Here is a 16,557-nt window from a genome sequence, read left to right as displayed (position 1 = left end):
TTACGTCAGTTCACGAACAGGGCGGCAGATGGATCGGCTGGGCGGCGGCGCCTCCTTTCCCGAGGACCTGGGGCTCCGGAATCTGGAGACCCTCGAGGACCTCGGCGATTCGCTGCGCCGACTGCGCCGCAGATATGCGCGGCGCCGCAGCGACGCCCTGCTTTCTTATCGCTATCTGGCCGAGAAAACCGGATACGCGCACGGCGTGATCGGCGGCTATTTCTCCGGCAAGGTGTTGCCGCCGCCGGACAAACTCGACGTCATCGTGGTACTGCTCGGCGCGGACAGCGCGGAACGGCTCGCCTTCGCCGCCGCGCGTGACGCGATCGAGGAGCGCCGCCGCCGCCCGGCCGAGGTCCCCGCCGGGTCAGCTGCGGGCGCTGCCGGGGAAGCGGGCGCAAACGGCGGCCGGGGCCCGGGCGCCCTTGGTGCGGTCCGCACTCCGGCCCCGGCCACCGCGGCGAGCAGTTATCTCTACGACCTGCTGACCAGGCCAGGCCGATATCGCACGCAGTGGCGCACCTTGCTGGTTCCGGGAAAGAGCCCGGTCGACGCGATCAGCGAGGTGATCGCTCGCACCCTGGGTCAGCGCGGATCCGAGGACGCCGACCAGGATCCGGTGAAGCTGCGCGGCCGGATTTCCCGGGCGCTGGCCGGCAACAGCCCCGACACGATATTGAGCAGCGCCACGCTCAGTTGGTTCGTGGACGCGTTCGACATAGCCCCCGACGACGCGGACCGGCTGCGGTTCCTGCACGCGGGCTCTTCCACCATCCGCTATGTACGCGGCGACGCGCAGGAGACCGACCTGCCGATTTTCGACGCGCCTCCGGCTCGCCACCGCACCGTGGATCTGCGCGAGTACCACTACCTCGGCCCGGATGGGCTGCCGGTCCAGCACCGCAGCGACCAGATCATTGAGGCGACCGAGGACGGCCTGGACCGGTACACGTACATGGTCGACACAAACATGCTCACGCTCGATGTACAGACCGGCGGTGTCCCCGGCCTGCCTTATCAGCTGCGCGCGCGGGACGGCAACGTGTACCACTCGATCGACATCCTGCTCGAGCGCCCGCTGCCACTTGGTGCCACGGCGGTGCTCAACTACACGACGACTTTCCGGTACGAGGAGGCGCCGCCGACCGAGATGCGGCGGGTGTTCCGGCGCAAGGTGGACAAGTTCCTGCTGTGGATCCACTTTCACCCGGACATGGTGCCGTCCAAGCTGTGGTGGGCGGAGTGGAACGGCGTGATGAACAGCTCCATCACGCACCGCGAACCGGTGACGCTCAATGCGGCGAACGAGGCGCACCGCTTCCTCGAGGGCGGCGTCGAGCACGCCGTCGTCGGGTTCTATTGGGAATGGTGACCGGCTCCGCCTGAGCGGTTCAGGCCCGAGGACTCACGGCACCGCCGCATGGCTGCTCGTCGCTCCGCGCACCTCCAAGGAGTCCAGCAGCCGCGCGGTGGCCGCGGCGACCGCCTCGACCGCCTCGTCGAACGCGGCGCGATTGTGCGCGGCGGGCGCGCGGAAGCCGGAGATCTTGCGGACGTATTGCAAGGCCGCGGCGTGAACGTCTTCCTCGCCGACCTCGGGCGTCATCGGCGGGCGAAGGGTCTTGATGCTTCTGCACATACCGCCAGTGTGCGGCAGACCTCCGACAAATGCCGGATCAGCTTTGACAGCGCGGATCCGAGCAGGTAGGAACGAGCGGCCGATACCCGATTCAAGGTTCTTCGATTCTGGGGGAAACATGGATACTTGCCCGCATTGCGGCGAATCCGTGCCGGAGGGCGCGACAGCGTGCAGTCATTGCGGGACCGCCCTCACGCCGCCCAGTCACGAGCCACTGAGTTACGAGCCACCGAGCCACGAGCCGCCGAGCCAAGAACCTGCTCTCGACCCTCCAGTGACTCCCGCGTACCAGGCCCCGCCGGTCTATGCCGCGCCGCCCGCCGGGGCTCCGGCCCCCATCCCGCTCTTCCGCCCGGCGCTGCTCGGCCGCGCCGACCTGCTCGCCGTCCTGCGCGACGCGCTCGCGCCGCTGATCGCCGTGCTGCTCCTGGTGTTCGGCGTGGTGATCGGTCTCGCCTTCCTCAGCAGCCCGACCGGCCATGGCGGCTTCCAGGACTGGTTCACCAGCAGCGTGATCCTGGTCGCCGGAGCCCTCGGAGCGCCGGCGAACCTAGCCATCGGCGGCAGCCCCTCGAGCGACTCGGGCCTCGGCGGCGGGCTCAGCTTCGCGCTGAGCCTGAACCTCGCCGTCAGCCTGACCGCCTGGACCGTCACCCTGCTGCTCTTCTTCCTCTGGATGCGCCGCGGGCGGCGCAGCGAGGCGGTGTCGCCCAGCGCCTCGCCGCTCCAGCTGGTAGCGCGCTCGGCGATGCCCGCGCTCGGAGTGAGCCTGGTGCTGCTCGTGCTCGCCCTGGTCAGCAACGCCTCGGACGTGTTCAACCTGGTCCGCTCGCTCACCGGCAGCGGCGCCAACTCATTGACCGTGCCCGGTGGAACCGATCCCTTCGGCAACGGCGGAACCGATCCGTTCGGCGGGGGTGGCAGCGGAGGCGGCACCTCGAGTGGAGACTCCGGCGCCGCGCTGACCCTCGGCACGGCGAGCGGTTCCACCGGCAGCCTGCACTCCTCGATCGGCGTCTCGCCCGGTTGGGTGTTCTTCGGCCCGCTGCTCATCGCGTTCGCCGCGTTCTTGATCGGCCGGCTGACCACGGTCGCGCGCCGCCCGGTCGGCGACCCCGGCGGCGAGTGGGTCAGGAAGCTGATTGCGCCGTGGCGCGGCAGCGCGCGCATCGTATGGACGCAGCTGCGCGCGGTCGGCCTGCTCGCCGGGCTGGTCGTCCTGGCCTGGGTCGAGTACGAAGTGCTCACGGCTGACGGCTCCAGCGGCCGGGAGAAGGCCGCGCAGGCGATCGCCGCGGCGCTGCTGCTGCCGAACCTGATGATCGGCGGCGCGCTGACCGGTTTCTGCGTCACCTTGACCAACGGTCTCGTCGTCACCCTGACCGGTGCGGGCGCTGACAAGATCGGCCTTTTCGGCAACAGCCGCCCCTGGTTGATCTACCTCGTCATCCTGGCCGCCGTCATCGGCTCCGCGCTGCCGTGGTTCCTGGTGCGCACCCGCCGCAGAGTGGTCAGTCTGGCGGCGTTCGCCCCGATACAGGCCTGGCGGGCCGCGGTATTCGGCGCGATCGCGGGCCTGGTGGCGGCGCTGCTCGGAGAGGCGGCGGTGTCCGGCTCATCCGGCTTCGGTTCGCTGGGCGGTGGCTCGACCCACGTCGGTCTGACCTACAGCGTCATCGGCGCCGTCGTCGCGGGCGCGATCTGGTGCACCGCGGCCTACCTCGCGCTCTCGTTCCTGGTCACGCCGCGCGGTCCGCAGCCCGTAGCGGAGGCTGCGCAACCCGGCGGGTCCAGCTACGTGCACTCCTGGCCAGGCGCGCAACCGGCGCCGCAAGCCGCACCACAGCCGGCGCCCGCGGCGACGCAGGAGCCTGCGGCCGAAGGCCCGTCAGCCGGCTGATTGGACCGGTCGGCGCGGCAGGCTTGTGAACGGCTGTTACTGGAGCGATTCTCTGCATGTGCAGGCACAAGCCCTGACTTGCGACAAGTCAGGGTCCACGTCCTAACACTTGAGGGAGCCGCCCCATGGCCGAGATGACAGCGGGGACCACCGGAGACCGCGACCGGGTTTCCGCCGAACCCGGAGCGGCCGGGAGCAAGGGACTGCGACAGGGCGCGCTCGGGCTGGTCTCCAGCATCGTGATCGGCACGGCCTCGGTCGCGCCCGCCTACAGTCTCGCCGCCACGCTCGGCTTCGTGGTCGCCGCGGTCGGGCTCCAGTCCCCGGTCGTGATGATCCTCGCGTTCGTCCCGATGTTCCTCATCGCCTTCGGCTACCAGGGGCTCAACGAGGCCGACCCGGACTGCGGCACCACCTTCACCTGGGGCGCCCGCACCTTCGGCCCGCGCACCGGCTGGCTCGGCGGCTGGGCCATCATCGCCGCCGACATCATCGTGATGGCGAACCTCGCCCAGATCGCCGGCGGCTACGGCTTCCAGCTGGTCGGCGCGAACGGCCTGGCCGCAAGCCCGGGCTGGACCGAGGTCGCCGGGATCGTGTGGATCGTGGTGATGACCGTGATCTGCTATATCGGCATCGAGGTCTCGGTCTGGCTGCAACGGGTCCTGCTCACCGTCGAGCTGCTGATGCTGCTCGTGCTCTCCGTCGTGGCGCTGGCGAAGGTGTACAGCGGCAGCGCGCCGGCCGGATCGATTCACGTCGCAGCGTCCTGGTTCAACCCGTTCGACATCGGCTCGTTCTCCGCCCTCACCTCGGGCCTGCTGCTCGCCGTCTTCATCTACTGGGGCTGGGACACCGCCGTGTCCATCAACGAGGAGACAAAGGACAGCGCGAAGACGCCGGGCCGCGCTGCCGTGCTCTCCACCATCCTGCTGCTGGTGACCTACGCGCTGGTCACCGTCGCCGCGCAGGCCTTCGCCGGCGTCGACGACAAGGGCTCGGGACTGGCGAACCCGGACAACTCCGGCGACGTGCTCTCCGGCCTGGGCACCTCGGTCTTCGGCTCGGCCGGATTCGGCTGGTTCCTCAGCAAGCTGCTGGTCTTCATGGTGCTGACTTCGGCTTCCGCCTCGACGCAGACCACGATCATGCCGACCGCGCGCACCTCGCTCTCGATGGCCACGCACAAGGCGATCCCGGCGCGGTTCGGCCGGGTGCACCCGCGCTTCCAGACCCCGACCTGGTCGACCATCGGCATGGGTCTGGCCTCGGTCGCGTTCTACGCGGCGCTCACCAAGATCAGCAACAACGTGCTGGGCGACTCGATCCTCTCGCTCGGCCTGGCCATCGCCTTCTACTACGGCCTGACCGGCCTGGCCTGCTTCTGGTACTACCTGCCCCTGGTCCGGCGCGGGCGCCGGTACGGCAAAACCCTTTGGCTGCGTTGCGTGCTACCGCTGCTCGGCGCGCTGATCCTGTTCGCGTTCTTCGGCTACGCCTGCCATGTCTTCTGGGCGTCTGACTACGGCAGCACGTACTGGACGCTGCCGTTCTCGCCGCACTGGGCGATCGGCGGGGTGTTCCTCACCGGCATCGGCGCGCTCGTCCTCGGCATCCCGCTGATGCTGATCTACCGGTTCGTGCGGCCCGGATTCTTCCGCGGCGAGACGATCCCGAAGTCGAACGCCCTGACCACGCCGCTGCCGGCCGGCAACCCGGACGGACCGGCGGATCAGCTCGCGGGGTGATTGGGCTGCACCCAGTCGAAGGTCCGCTCGACGGCGCGCCGCCAGTTCGTGTACTCGCTCTCGCGGCGCGCCGGGTCCATCGCCGGGAGCCACTGCGCCGCCCGGTGCCAGTTGCGGCGCAGGCCTTCGAGATCCGGCCAGTACCCGACCGCCAGGCCCGCCGCGTAGGCCGCGCCGAGCGAGACCGTCTCGGCGATCATCGGGCGCACTACCGGGGCGTCGAGCACATCCGCGAGGAACTGCATCAGCAGGTTGTCGGCGGTCATCCCGCCGTCCACCTTCAGCGTGGTCAGTTCGAGCCCTGAGTCGGCGTTCATCGCGTCGACCACCTCACGGGTCTGCCAGCCCGTGGCCTCAAGCACCGCGCGGGCCAGGTGGCCCTTGGTGATGTACGAGGTCAGGCCGACGATGATGCCGCGCGCGCTGCTGTGCCAGTGCGGCGCGTAGAGGCCGGAGAAGGCCGGCACGATATAGCAGCCGCCGTTGTCCTCGACCGTGCGCGCCAGCGTCTCGATCTCCGGGGCGCTGGAGATCAGGCCGAGGTTGTCGCGGAACCACTGCACCAGCGCGCCGGTTATCGCGATCGAGCCCTCCAACGCGTATGCGGCGGGTTCCTCTCCGATCCGGTAGCCGACCGTGGTCAGCAGGCCGTGGGTCGAGCGCACCGGGGTGTCGCCGGTGTTGAGCAGCAGGAAGCTTCCGGTGCCGTACGTGCACTTCGCCTCGCCCCGGGCAAAGCAGGTCTGGCCGAACAGCGCCGCCTGCTGATCGCCGAGTGCTGCCGCGATCCGCACGCCGCGTACCGCGCGCTTCGCCGTGCCGTAGACCTCCGCCGAGGAGCGGATCTCCGGCAGCATCGCGGCCGGAACGCCGAAGAAGTCCAGCAGCTCCTTGTCCCATTGTAGGGTTCGAAGATCCATCAGCAGCGTTCTGCTGGCGTTGGTCACGTCGGTGACGTGCACGCCGCCGTCGACGCCGCCGGTCAGATTCCACACCACCCAGCTCTCCATGGTGCCGAACAGCACATCGCCGCGCTCGGCCCGCTCGTAGAGGCCCGGCGTGTGGTCGAGCAGCCAGCGGATGCGCGGCGCGGAGAAGTATGTAGCCAACGGCAGACCGGTGCGCTCAAGCACGATGTCGGCGTCCGGACGCTGGGCGAAGTCGGCGACCAGTTCGTCCGTGCGGGTGTCCTGCCAGACCACGGCCCGGCCGATCGGCATGCCGGTGCGCCGGTCCCAAAGGACGGAGGTCTCCCGCTGGTTGGCGATGCCGATCGCGGCCACCTGGTCGGCGCCGGCCCCGACCCGGTGCAGCGATTCGCGGGCGACGTGTTCGAGGTTGCGCCAGATCTCCATGGCGTCGTGCTCCACCCAGCCGGGCCGAGGGTAGAACTGCCGGTGCTCGCGCTGCGCCACGGAAACCAGCCGGCCGCCCTGGTCGAACAGGATCGCGCGGGTCGAGCCGGTGCCCTGGTCGATGGACATCACATACTGCGCGACCATGGCTGACCCTTCTGTGCTGTTTTTGCGCGCTGCACCTTGCCGGGGCTTTGGGCGGCGGTAGCCCGACGGCGGGAGAGAAGCTGGCGCTTCAGCGCCGCCGGTCCTTCGCCGCCGTCCCGGCCAGCCGCAGCGCGCGCTACCACCTTCCGGCGCCCAAGTCCCTCGAGATCGCCCGCGCCGCGTTCTGCACGAAGGCCACCAGCCCAGGATCCGCCCGATCCGCTATCGGGCACAGCCGTTCCACCGCCCCGGCGATGCTGATCGCCCCGACGACCAAGCCGCCGTAGCCGCGGATCGGCGCCGCGATCGAGGCTTGCCCGGGGGTGAACTCCTCTACCTCCGCGGCCCAGCCCAGCTCGCGCACCTGCCCGATGGCCCGGTTCAGCGTGTCGGCCGTGACCAGGGTGCGCCGGGTGAACCGCTCCAGGTCGTCGTCCTTGATCTGCGAGGCCACGTCCGCGTCGTAGGCCAGCAGCACCTTGCCGAGCGCGGTGGCGTGTAGCGGCAGCAGCGAGCCGACGTCCAACGTCTGCAGCGAGTCGTCCGGCCGGAAGACGTGATGCACCACCAGAACCTTGCCGTCCAGCGGGGTGCCGATCCGCACCGCCTCCCCGCTGCGTGAGGCCAGCGCGTCGGCCCAGTTGATCGCGCGCGAACGCAGGTCGTTGACATCCAGGTAGCTGGTGCCCAGGTGCAGCAGCGTCGCACCGAGCTGATACTTGCCGCTGGCCTTGTCCTGCTCCACGAAGCCGACGCCCTGCAAGGTGCGCAGGATGCCGTGCGTCGTGCCCTTCGCCAGGCCGAGCGACGTGGCTATCTCGCCGACGCCGAGGCGCCCGGAACCGCGGGCCAGCAGCCTCAGGATGGCGGCTGCGCGTTCGATCGACTGCACGGGTCCCGGCATGGCAGAGATGGTAGCCGGTCGGCCGTAGTTCGACTATGTCGAATGGCAGTGTCGCGTCACAACGCGGCTCCCGCCGAGATTCCCCGCAGGAGCGCGCCGCATGGGTTACCGCCATGCTGCGAAACGGTACTTCACCTCGCCTCAAGTGACCAGAGTTCGGCAATGTCGAACGCCGTACGTTGACGGCGGATTTCCGGTTGCCTAGTTTCACCGTTGTCGGCCTTCGAGCGAACCTCCACCACTGCCCGATCGCCGGTCCAGCTCTGCGCTCCCGCTGCGGAGCGCCTGTGTTGTTTCAGCGTGTTGTCTCACGATGCGCGCACGTCTCAAGGAGGAGACATGGTGGGAAGGCTGCGGGCCAAAGGGCTCCTCGGCGAACTGGCTGCCGAGTTCGCCGGCACGCTTATCCTCATCCTGATCGGCGTCGGCGTCGTCGCTCAGGTCGTCGCCGGCGGTATCGGCAATCACGACAGCATCGCCTGGGCCTGGGGCCTCGGCGTCATCCTCGGCGTCTACGTCGCAGGCCGGATCAGCGGAGCGCACCTGAACCCGGCGGTCACCGTGGCCCTGGCGGCCTTCGGCGGCTTCTCCTGGCGCAAGGTACTGCCTTACTCCCTCGCCCAGACCCTCGGCGCATTCGTCGCCGCGCTGCTGGTGCGCTGGAACTACACCGAGGTGCTCGGCAAGCTCGACCCCGGACACACCATCAAGACCCAAGGCGTCTTCTCGACGCTGCCCGGCAACGGCGCGCTGCCGGTGCACCTGTGGGGCGGCTTCCGGGACCAGGTCATCGGCACCGCGATCCTGCTGTTCCTCATCCTCGCCGTCACCGACCTGCGCAACAACTCGCCGCTCGCGAACATGGCCCCGGTCGTCGTCGGCCTGATCGTGGTCGCCATCGGCATGGCCTGGGGTACCGACGCCGGCTACGCGATCAACCCGGCGCGTGACTTCGGCCCCCGGCTCGCCTCCTTCTTCACCGGCTATGGAACCGCCTTCCGCGACCAGTACGGCGACTTGTACTTCTGGGTGCCCATCGTCGCCCCGCTCATCGGCGGCCTGATCGGCGCCGGCCTTTACAAGGTCCTGATCGGGCGCTTCCTGCCCGGCCCGACCGAGCCGGACGCGGTCATCGAGGAAAACGAGCAGCGAGTCCGGGAGAGTCAGCCCGCATAGCAGGGGGCTGCGTAGTACAAGTGCAGCACCCCGGCAACGCAACGCCCCACACAACGCGGTGAGAACTTTGAGAAAGGCGGCACTCCATGGCTGACTACGTCGGCGCGGTGGACCAAGGCACCACCAGCACCCGCTTCATGGTGTTCGACCACGGCGGCAACGAGATCGCCCGGCACCAGCTCGAGCACGAGCAGATCCTGCCGCAGGCCGGCTGGGTCGAGCACAACCCCACCGAGATCTGGGAGCGCACCCGCGCGGTCATCGAGACCACGCTGAACACCGCGGGCCTCTCCAGCGCCGACCTGGCCGCGCTCGGCATCACCAACCAGCGGGAGACCGCGGTGGTGTGGAACCGGCGCACCGGCCGCCCGTACTACAACGCGATCGTCTGGCAGGACACCCGCACCGACCGGATCGCTGCCGCCCTGGACAAGGACGAGCGCGGCCAGACCATCCGGCGCAAGGCCGGCCTGCCCCCGGCCACCTACTTCTCCGGCGGCAAGATCCAGTGGCTGCTCGAGAACGTCGACGGGCTGCGCGCGGCGGCCGAGTCCGGCGAGGCGATCTTCGGCAACACCGACTCCTGGCTGCTGTGGAACCTGACCGGCGGCGTCAACGGCGGCGTGCACGTCACCGACGTGACCAACGCCAGTCGCACGATGCTGATGAACCTGGAGACCCTCGACTGGGACGACGAGCTGCTCTCCTTCTTCAACATCCCGCGGGCGATGCTGCCGCAGATCCGGCCCTCCTCCGACCCGGTCGGCTACGGCGTGACCCGCGCGGACGGCCCGCTGCGCGGCGAGGTGCCGCTGACCGGCGACCTCGGCGACCAGCAGGCGGCCACCGTCGGCCAGGTCTGCTTCACCCCCGGCTCGGCGAAGAACACCTACGGCACCGGCAACTTCCTGCTGCTCAACACCGGCAACGAGCTGGTGCGCTCCAACAACGGCCTGCTGACCACGCTGGCCTACCAGTTCGGCGGCGAGAAGCCGGTCTACGCCCTCGAAGGCTCGATCGCGGTGACCGGATCGGCCGTGCAGTGGCTGCGCGACCAGCTCGGCATCATCTCCGGCGCGGCGCAGAGCGAGGCGCTGGCCCGGCAGGTCGAGGACAACGGCGGGGTGTACTTCGTGCCGGCCTTCTCAGGGCTCTTCGCCCCGTACTGGCGCTCGGACGCGCGCGGCGCGATCGTCGGCCTGTCCCGCTACAACACCAACGCGCACCTGGCGCGGGCGACCCTGGAGTCGATCTGCTACCAGACCCGCGACGTGGTCGAGGCGATGGAGCAGGACTCCGGCGTGCGGCTAGACGTCCTGCGCGTCGACGGCGGCGTGACCGCGAACGAGCTGGCCATGCAGATTCAGGCGGACGTGCTCGGCGTGCCGGTCTCCAAGCCGGTGGTCGCCGAGACCACGGCGCTGGGCGCGGCCTACGCGGCGGGCCTCGCGGTCGGGTTCTGGAAGAACACCGACGAGCTGGTCAGCAACTGGAACGAGGACAAGCGCTGGGCGCCGCAGTGGACTGATGAGCAGCGCGCCAAGGGATACCGCAACTGGAAGAAGGCCGTCTCCCGCACCCTCGACTGGATCGAGTTCGAGGACTGACGGCCGGCAAGACCGGTGCGTCCCCGCGCGCCGCGCTCTGCGCGCGGGGACGCACCGGACCCGTCTGTGACAAGCACTGCCAACGGGACCCGGAACGAGAAAGCAGAGGACCACGGTGCAATCCACTCCGCTCGGCGCGCAATACCGGCTGACCGCCCTGCAGCAACTGGCTGAGGAAGAGTACGACGTCCTGGTGGTCGGCGGCGGGATCGTCGGCGCCGGAACCGCGCTGGACGCGGTCTCCCGCGGGCTCTCCGTGGCCCTGGTCGAGGGCCGCGACTGGGCCGCGGGCACCTCAAGCCGTTCCAGCAAGCTGATTCACGGCGGCCTGCGCTACCTCGAACAGCGGGACTTCGGGCTCGTACGCGAGGCATTAAAGGAACGCAGCATTCTGCTTAACCGGATCGCGCCGCACCTGGTGCGCCCGGTGCCTTTCCTGCTGCCGCTGCGCCACCGGCTGTGGGAGCGTGCTTATATCGGCGCCGGCGTGCTGCTCTACGACACGATGGGCACCGCGGGAGGCACCCGCGCGCTGCCCCGGCACCGGCATCTGACCAAAACCGCCGCCTTGCGCCGTGCACCCGGCCTGCGCAAGGACGGGCTCGTCGGCGCGATTCAGTACTACGACGCACAGGTCGACGACGCCCGCTACGTCATGATGCTCGCGCGCACCGCCGCGCAGTACGGCGCCACCGTCGCGACCCGCACCCGTGTCACCGGATTCGTGAAGCAGGGCGAGCGAATCACCGGCGCGGTCGTGCGCGATCTGGAGAGCGGCCGCGAGTTCACCGTCCGGGCGAAGCGGATCATCAGCGCCACCGGCGTGTGGACCGATGACGTACACGAACTCGCCCACGCCCGCGGCAATGTGTCCGTGCGTGCGGCGAAGGGAGTGCACCTGGTCGTCCCGCGCGATCGGATTAACCTGGACACCGGCCTGATCGCGCGTACCGAGAAGAGCGTGCTGTTCGTCATTCCATGGGGCCGGCACTGGCTTATCGGCACCACCGACACCGATTGGGACCTCGACCGCAATCACCCGGCGGCGAGCAAGGCGGATATCGACTATCTGCTCGAACACGTGAACGCGGTGCTCGCCAAGCCGATCGGCCGCGACGATATCGAGGGCGTATACGCGGGTCTTCGACCGCTGCTTTCCGCGGGCGAAGGACAGGAAACCGCTCAGCTCTCCCGGGAACACGTGGTCGATTCACCGGCCCCCGGTCTGGTCATCGTGACCGGCGGCAAGTACACCACATACCGGGTGATGGCCAAGGACGCGGTGGACGCCGCCGTCGCAGACTTCGAACAATCAATACCCGCATCCGTTACCGAAAAGGTGCAGATTCTGGGCGCTGACGGGTTCGCGGCGCTGTGGAACGAACGCCGCCGTATCGCGCAGCGCGCCGGATTGCACCCCTCACGCGTTGAACATCTGTTGAACCGCTACGGGTCATGTATCGACGAACTGCTCGAACTCATCTCCGCGGACCCGAGTCTGGCCAAGCCGATTGAGGGCGCCGAGGACTACCTGCGTGTGGAAGCCGTATACGCGGCGTCACATGAGGGCGCGCTCCACCTGGACGACGTCCTCACCCGCAGAACCCGGATTTCCATCGAGGAGTGGGACCGGGGCGTGTCCGCCGCGCCGGAGGTGGCGGCTCTCATCGCGCCGGTGCTCGGCTGGGACGCCGAAACCGAGCGCGCGGAGGTCGAGCGGTACCTGGGCCGGGTTCGCGCGGAACGCGAATCCCAGGAGCGCGCCGACGACTCCACCGCGGACGAAGCCCGCCGTACCGCCGCTGACCTCGAGGTTGAGGATGTCAGAGCTCCGAAGTTGGCATGATCTGCCGGTTTCGCGTTGATCTCGATACCGCGTTTTTTGTGAGAACTTGGCTACAGCTCTTCCCGAGCGTGCCTCACGTTTCCATAGAATGCACGAATTCACCGCTCCGGCGTCGCGGTGACCCGGCCGGCTTTTTTATCCACCCGGCCGCGCGGCGCTGAACCGGTGAAGTTCGTGCCACGCTCGGCAGGCGTGGCGGTTCATCGGGTGGGAGCGGCGCGTTGTCGGATACTGATGCACAATGGCGGTTCCTCGCGGAACGCTACGAATTGCTTGGACAGCTCGGCGCCGGTGCGGTCGGCGCGGTATGGCTGGTGCGTGATCGGGAAGGCGGAGCCGAGTACGCGATCAAGATCCTCAATCCCGAGCTGACGGGCAACGCGGACGCGATCGCGGCGCTGCGCTCGGTGCTGGAATCGGTGCGCGGCCTCGGCCACCCCAACATCGTGGCCGTGGACGACGTTGTCGCGCACGAGGGCCGGGTCGCGCTGTCGATGCGGCCCGTGCCCGGCGAGGACCTGCGGGTCTTGCTGGGGCGGATGGGCACACTGGCGCCCGCGCACGCGGCGATGCTGGTCGCGCAGCTGTGTGACGCGCTGGCCGCCGCGCACGCCGTCGAGGTGGCGCACGGCGGGATCAAGCCGGGCAACGTGCTGCTCGAACCGCTGCAGGACGAGGCCGGTTCGCTGCGGGTCGGGCTGACCGATTTCGGCGTCGCGCGACTGGCGGCGTGCGCCGGGGTCACCGCCCTGGAGGACGCGGTCGGCCAGCCGTTCTACGCCGCGATGCCGATCGAGTACCAGGCCCCTGAGATCGGGGTCGGGTGCATCAGCACTCCCGCCGCGGATGTGTACGCGGTCGGCGTGCTGCTGTACGAGGCGCTGACCGGGCGTCCGCCGTTCACGGGGACCCCTGCAGAAGTACAGCTGCTGCGCGCCGAAGTCCCGCCGCCGCGCATCGCCGGCCTGCCGGACCCGATGTGGCTGCTGATCGCGGCCTGCCTGGACAAGCACCCGCAGCACCGGCCGACCGCGGACAACCTGGCCAGCCTGCTGCGCGAGATCGCTCCCACGGTGGAGGCCACGCCGCAGTGGGTGGTGCGCGACGAGGACCCGGCCGGACCGCCGCCGCTGCTGACTCAGCCCTCTGAGCGTACCCAGGCGTTCGAGCCGGTACAGTCCACGGAACTGGTGCTGGCACAGTCCGCGCTCCCACCGAGCACGACGCTCGTGCGGATCGTCGGCGCAGGAGCTGACGGCGCGGGCGGGGTGGGTACGTCCCGGGTGTTCACCGCGCCGCGGCGCACGGAGCTCGCGGCCGTCGTGGTCGTCATCGTGCTCGCATTCGCGGCGACCTGGCTGTTCTCGTCCATCGGTTCCGCCCCGCCGGTCAAGGGCACCTTCGTGGCAGTGCCCACGCAACAGCCGTTGAGCACGCTCGCCGCGCTCAACGACGGCGGCGCGTTCGGCACGGCCCCGCCGTCCGGCACAGCCTCAGCGACGGCGACGGCCTCGGCGAGCGCTAGTTCGTCCGCGTCCAAGGGCGCATCGCCGTCAAGTGCCGCTTCGCCGTCATCGGGCCCGCAGCCGGGGCAGTCGCCTACCGCGGGTCCGCCGGTGCCGAGTCCCTCGCCAAGCCAGCGCGGCGGTGGGGGAGGGGGCGGCGGTGGCGGTGGAATCGCGAACGGCTGGGTCGATATCGTCAACGCCACCAGCGGACTGTTCATGGACAGCGGCGGCAGCGTCCCGGCCTGGTCCCGACTCAAGCAGTGGGCCCCCAGCTCCAGCGGGAACGTGCAATGGGAGATCGTCAGCGCCGGCAACGGCTACTACCGCATCGTCAATCGGACGAACGGCATGGTCGTCGACAGCGGCGGAAACAGCTCCGATGGAGCTACCGCGACGCAGTCTCCGTGGAGCGGCAGCGACGACCAGTTGTGGTGGTTCAACAATGTCGGCGGCGGCCGCTACCAGATCATCAACCGCGCCACCCGCACCGCACTGGACGGCGGCGGCAGCAATCAGGTCGGCTCGAACACCATCCTGTGGCACCCGAACGGCAACACCAACAACGAGTGGTCGATCCGCGGAGCCTGATCAGCCGCTAAAACAGCGCCTCCCGAAGCGTCACCGCTTCGGGAGGCTTTGTGCCAGGCGTCGTGCGCCCGGCTCGCGCGCCCTAGCCCTCGGCCTTGTCCAGGATCGCCTCGATCTCCAGGGCGATGGTGACCTTGTCGCTGACGACCAGGCCGCCGGTCTCCAGCGTCGCGTGGAAGTTGACGTTGAAGTCCTTGCGGTCGATCTCGGCCTTCGCGGAGAAGCCGGCGCGGTAGCCGCCGTAGGCGTCCGGGCCGAAGCCGTTGAGCTCAAGCTTGAGCGGGACCTGCTTGGTGATGCCCTTGAGGGTCAGCTCGCCGTCCAGGACCCAGTCGCCGCCGTCCGCGCGCACGCCGGTGGACTGGTAGGTCATCGTCGGGTAGGTGTCGACCTCGAAGAAGTCGGCCGACCGGATGTGCGCGTCGCGCTGCTCCTGGTTGGTGTCGATCGAGTCGAGGTAGATGGTGGCGGTGACCGAGCTCTGCTCCGGGCTCTCGCCGGTCACCAGCGTGCCCTCGAACTTGCGGAAGAAGCCGCGCACCTTGCTGACCACCATGTGCCGCACCGTGAACGACACGTCCGAGTGCACCGGGTCGATGGTCCAGGTGCCCGCCTTGTAACCGGGGATCTGCGCGGTGCTGGTACTCATAGCTCGCCTCCGAGTAAGTTCAACTTTCAACTTTCTGTGTCGGAGACGACCTTACGCCAAACTAATCAAGTTTTCAACCATCTTGCCGGAAGACGGCCGAAGAATAATCGAAAGGAGGACCACAGGGCCGGCCGGCGCAGCGGGCGCGCTCAGGACGTCGGGAACAGGTCCTCGACGTACGCGTTGCGGAACTTGCCGACCGGATCGAACTCGTCCATCAACCGCCGGAAGTCCTCAGCGCGCTCGTACCGCTGCACGACCCGCGCAGGCTGCATGGTGAAGACCTTCCCCCAATGCGGACGCGCGCCCAGCGGGAGCAGCGCCTCCTCGATCGCACCGATCACCGGCGTGACTGCCTCCGCGTCCTTAACCCAGGTGAAGTGGAACGCCACGCTATCGCGGCCATACGCGGGGCTGAGCCACAGATCGTCGGCCGCCACGGTGCGGATCTCCGAGACCTGAAGCACCGGCGCGATCCGGTCGCCGAGCGCGAGCAGTGCGCCGATCGCCGCCGCGGCCTGCTCGCGCGGGAGGAGGAACTCAGTCTGAAGCTCCTCGCCCGCGCTCGGCGTGAACTCGGGACGGAAGTGCGGCAGCCGCTCGTGCCACGGCCCTGGGATGCCGCCTTGCTGCGTGCAGAAGCCGGCCGGCATCTGCGGAATCGGATGCTGCTGCGTCGTAGCTAGGCGCGCGCCGAGCCACTGCGATTCGGCCGGCCCGCTCCCGGCGTTCCCCTCCGCGCGGTGCGCCGCGGTCGTTCCCGACCCCAGGTGCTGCTTCAGCCAGACCGCGCCTTCGCCTCCGGCCCACTTCGTGAACACGCTGACGCTGTATGCGGCTCCTGACACCGTCGCGAATTCGGCGGCGAGCCGCTCAAGCCCCAGGCCGAGGTAGACGTACTGCGCGACGTCGAACGCGGGCACCAGGTCCAACGTCACGTTGGTCACGATGCCGAGCGCGCCGAGGTTGACCACCGCGCCGGGGAAGCGCTCCGGGTCGTCGCGGCGGCTCAGCTGCGCGAGGTCGCCGTCCGCTGTGACGAACCGCAGCGCGCTGACTGCCGTGGCGAGCCCGCCGTTGCGGTCGCCGGAACCGTGCGTGCCGGTCGCACAGGCTCCCGCGATCGAGATATGCGGGAGCGAGGCCAGGTTCGGCAGCGCGAAACCGGCGCGGTGCAGCTGCTCGGCGACCTCGGCGTACCGCAGCCCCGCCGAGACCGAGGCGGTGCCGGCCGCCGTGTCGATCTCGATGACGTCCGGCAGGCCGCCGACCGCGACCAGATCCTCCGGCGTGTCCGCGATGTGGTTGAAACAGTGCCCGGTGCCGAGCGCGCGCACCTTCCGGCTGGCCGAGACGATCTTGCGCAGCTCGCCGATCGAATCCGGTCGGTGCACCCGGGCCGCGGCGAAGGCGATGTTCCCGGCCCAGTTCGTCAGGCTGTTGTCACCTGGCATTGCGTGTCCGGCTCCTGTTCCGCGCGGCTGTGCTGG

Annotated in this window: 12 protein-coding genes and 1 pseudogene; 8 read left to right on the top strand and 5 right to left on the bottom strand. The window is 69.3% G+C overall.

Annotated elements, in window-relative coordinates:
- Positions 1–28 precede the first annotated feature (28 nt).
- Positions 29–1,372 carry a helix-turn-helix transcriptional regulator gene (locus tag VN779_RS11130; RefSeq protein ID WP_325722397.1) on the top strand — a complete coding sequence of 448 codons (1,344 nt, stop codon included), beginning with the start codon at positions 29–31 and terminating at the stop codon, positions 1,370–1,372.
- 33 nt (positions 1,373–1,405) lie between these two features.
- On the opposite strand, the gene VN779_RS11125 is transcribed toward VN779_RS11130, so the two are convergent.
- The gene (locus VN779_RS11125; RefSeq protein ID WP_325722396.1) at positions 1,406–1,639 is read right to left on the bottom strand and encodes a DUF2277 domain-containing protein; all 234 of its coding nucleotides are present in this window, start codon (positions 1,637–1,639) and stop codon (positions 1,406–1,408) included.
- Here VN779_RS11125 and VN779_RS26645 point away from each other — a divergent pair.
- From VN779_RS26645 to VN779_RS11115, 3 genes and pseudogenes are all read left to right on the top strand, one after another.
- A pseudogene (locus VN779_RS26645) lies at positions 1,626–1,826 on the top strand (zinc-ribbon domain-containing protein); the annotation flags it as partial. The gene VN779_RS11125 and the pseudogene VN779_RS26645 sit on opposite strands and share 14 nt — an antisense overlap.
- A gap of 87 nt (positions 1,827–1,913) precedes the next feature.
- Entirely contained in the window at positions 1,914–3,539 is a 1,626-nt protein-coding gene (locus tag VN779_RS11120; RefSeq protein WP_325722395.1) for a hypothetical protein, read from the top strand.
- Between the two features lie 125 nt (positions 3,540–3,664).
- Positions 3,665–5,287, top strand: coding sequence for an APC family permease (locus VN779_RS11115; RefSeq protein ID WP_325722394.1), 1,623 nt, complete (start codon positions 3,665–3,667; stop codon positions 5,285–5,287).
- Here the strand turns inward: VN779_RS11115 and glpK (VN779_RS11110) are convergent.
- Both glpK (VN779_RS11110) and VN779_RS11105 read right to left on the bottom strand, forming a co-directional pair.
- A complete protein-coding gene (glpK, locus tag VN779_RS11110) occupies positions 5,272–6,789 on the bottom strand; it encodes a glycerol kinase GlpK (protein WP_325722393.1) in 1,518 nt (505 codons plus the stop codon). The two genes, VN779_RS11115 and glpK (VN779_RS11110), sit on opposite strands and share 16 nt — an antisense overlap.
- A 136-nt stretch (positions 6,790–6,925) precedes the next feature.
- Positions 6,926–7,693, bottom strand: coding sequence for an IclR family transcriptional regulator (locus VN779_RS11105; RefSeq protein ID WP_325722392.1), 768 nt, complete (start codon positions 7,691–7,693; stop codon positions 6,926–6,928).
- A gap of 339 nt (positions 7,694–8,032) precedes the next feature.
- Here VN779_RS11105 and VN779_RS11100 point away from each other — a divergent pair, with 339 nt between their 5' ends.
- The 4 genes from VN779_RS11100 to VN779_RS11085 all read left to right on the top strand — a co-directional run bounded on the left by VN779_RS11100 (position 8,033) and on the right by VN779_RS11085 (position 14,418).
- Positions 8,033–8,869, top strand: coding sequence for an MIP/aquaporin family protein (locus VN779_RS11100; protein WP_325722391.1), 837 nt, complete (start codon positions 8,033–8,035; stop codon positions 8,867–8,869).
- 86 nt (positions 8,870–8,955) lie between these two features.
- Positions 8,956–10,476, top strand: a complete 1,521-nt coding sequence (gene glpK, locus VN779_RS11095; protein ID WP_325722390.1) for a glycerol kinase GlpK — start codon at positions 8,956–8,958, stop codon at positions 10,474–10,476.
- A gap of 115 nt (positions 10,477–10,591) precedes the next feature.
- Entirely contained in the window at positions 10,592–12,322 is a 1,731-nt protein-coding gene (locus VN779_RS11090; protein WP_325722389.1) for a glycerol-3-phosphate dehydrogenase/oxidase, read from the top strand.
- A gap of 221 nt (positions 12,323–12,543) precedes the next feature.
- Positions 12,544–14,418: a serine/threonine protein kinase gene (locus tag VN779_RS11085; protein WP_325722388.1), complete on the top strand. Its 1,875-nt coding sequence runs from the start codon at positions 12,544–12,546 to the stop codon at positions 14,416–14,418.
- A gap of 82 nt (positions 14,419–14,500) precedes the next feature.
- Here the strand turns inward: VN779_RS11085 and VN779_RS11080 are convergent, their stop codons facing one another.
- Together VN779_RS11080 and VN779_RS11075 are read right to left on the bottom strand one after the other, a co-directional pair.
- On the bottom strand, positions 14,501–15,067 hold the full coding sequence (locus VN779_RS11080; protein ID WP_325722387.1) for a YceI family protein: 567 nt from the start codon (positions 15,065–15,067) through the stop codon (positions 14,501–14,503).
- A gap of 149 nt (positions 15,068–15,216) precedes the next feature.
- Entirely contained in the window at positions 15,217–16,521 is a 1,305-nt protein-coding gene (locus VN779_RS11075) for a D-arabinono-1,4-lactone oxidase (protein ID WP_325722386.1), read from the bottom strand.
- Between the last annotated feature and the right edge of the window lie 36 nt (positions 16,522–16,557).

Source organism: Actinocrinis sp. (assembly GCF_035605935.1).
Lineage (GTDB): Bacteria > Actinomycetota > Actinomycetes > Streptomycetales > Catenulisporaceae > Actinocrinis.
Note: the sequence above shows the minus strand (reverse complement) of the source record. Positions and strands in the feature narration are given on the sequence as shown.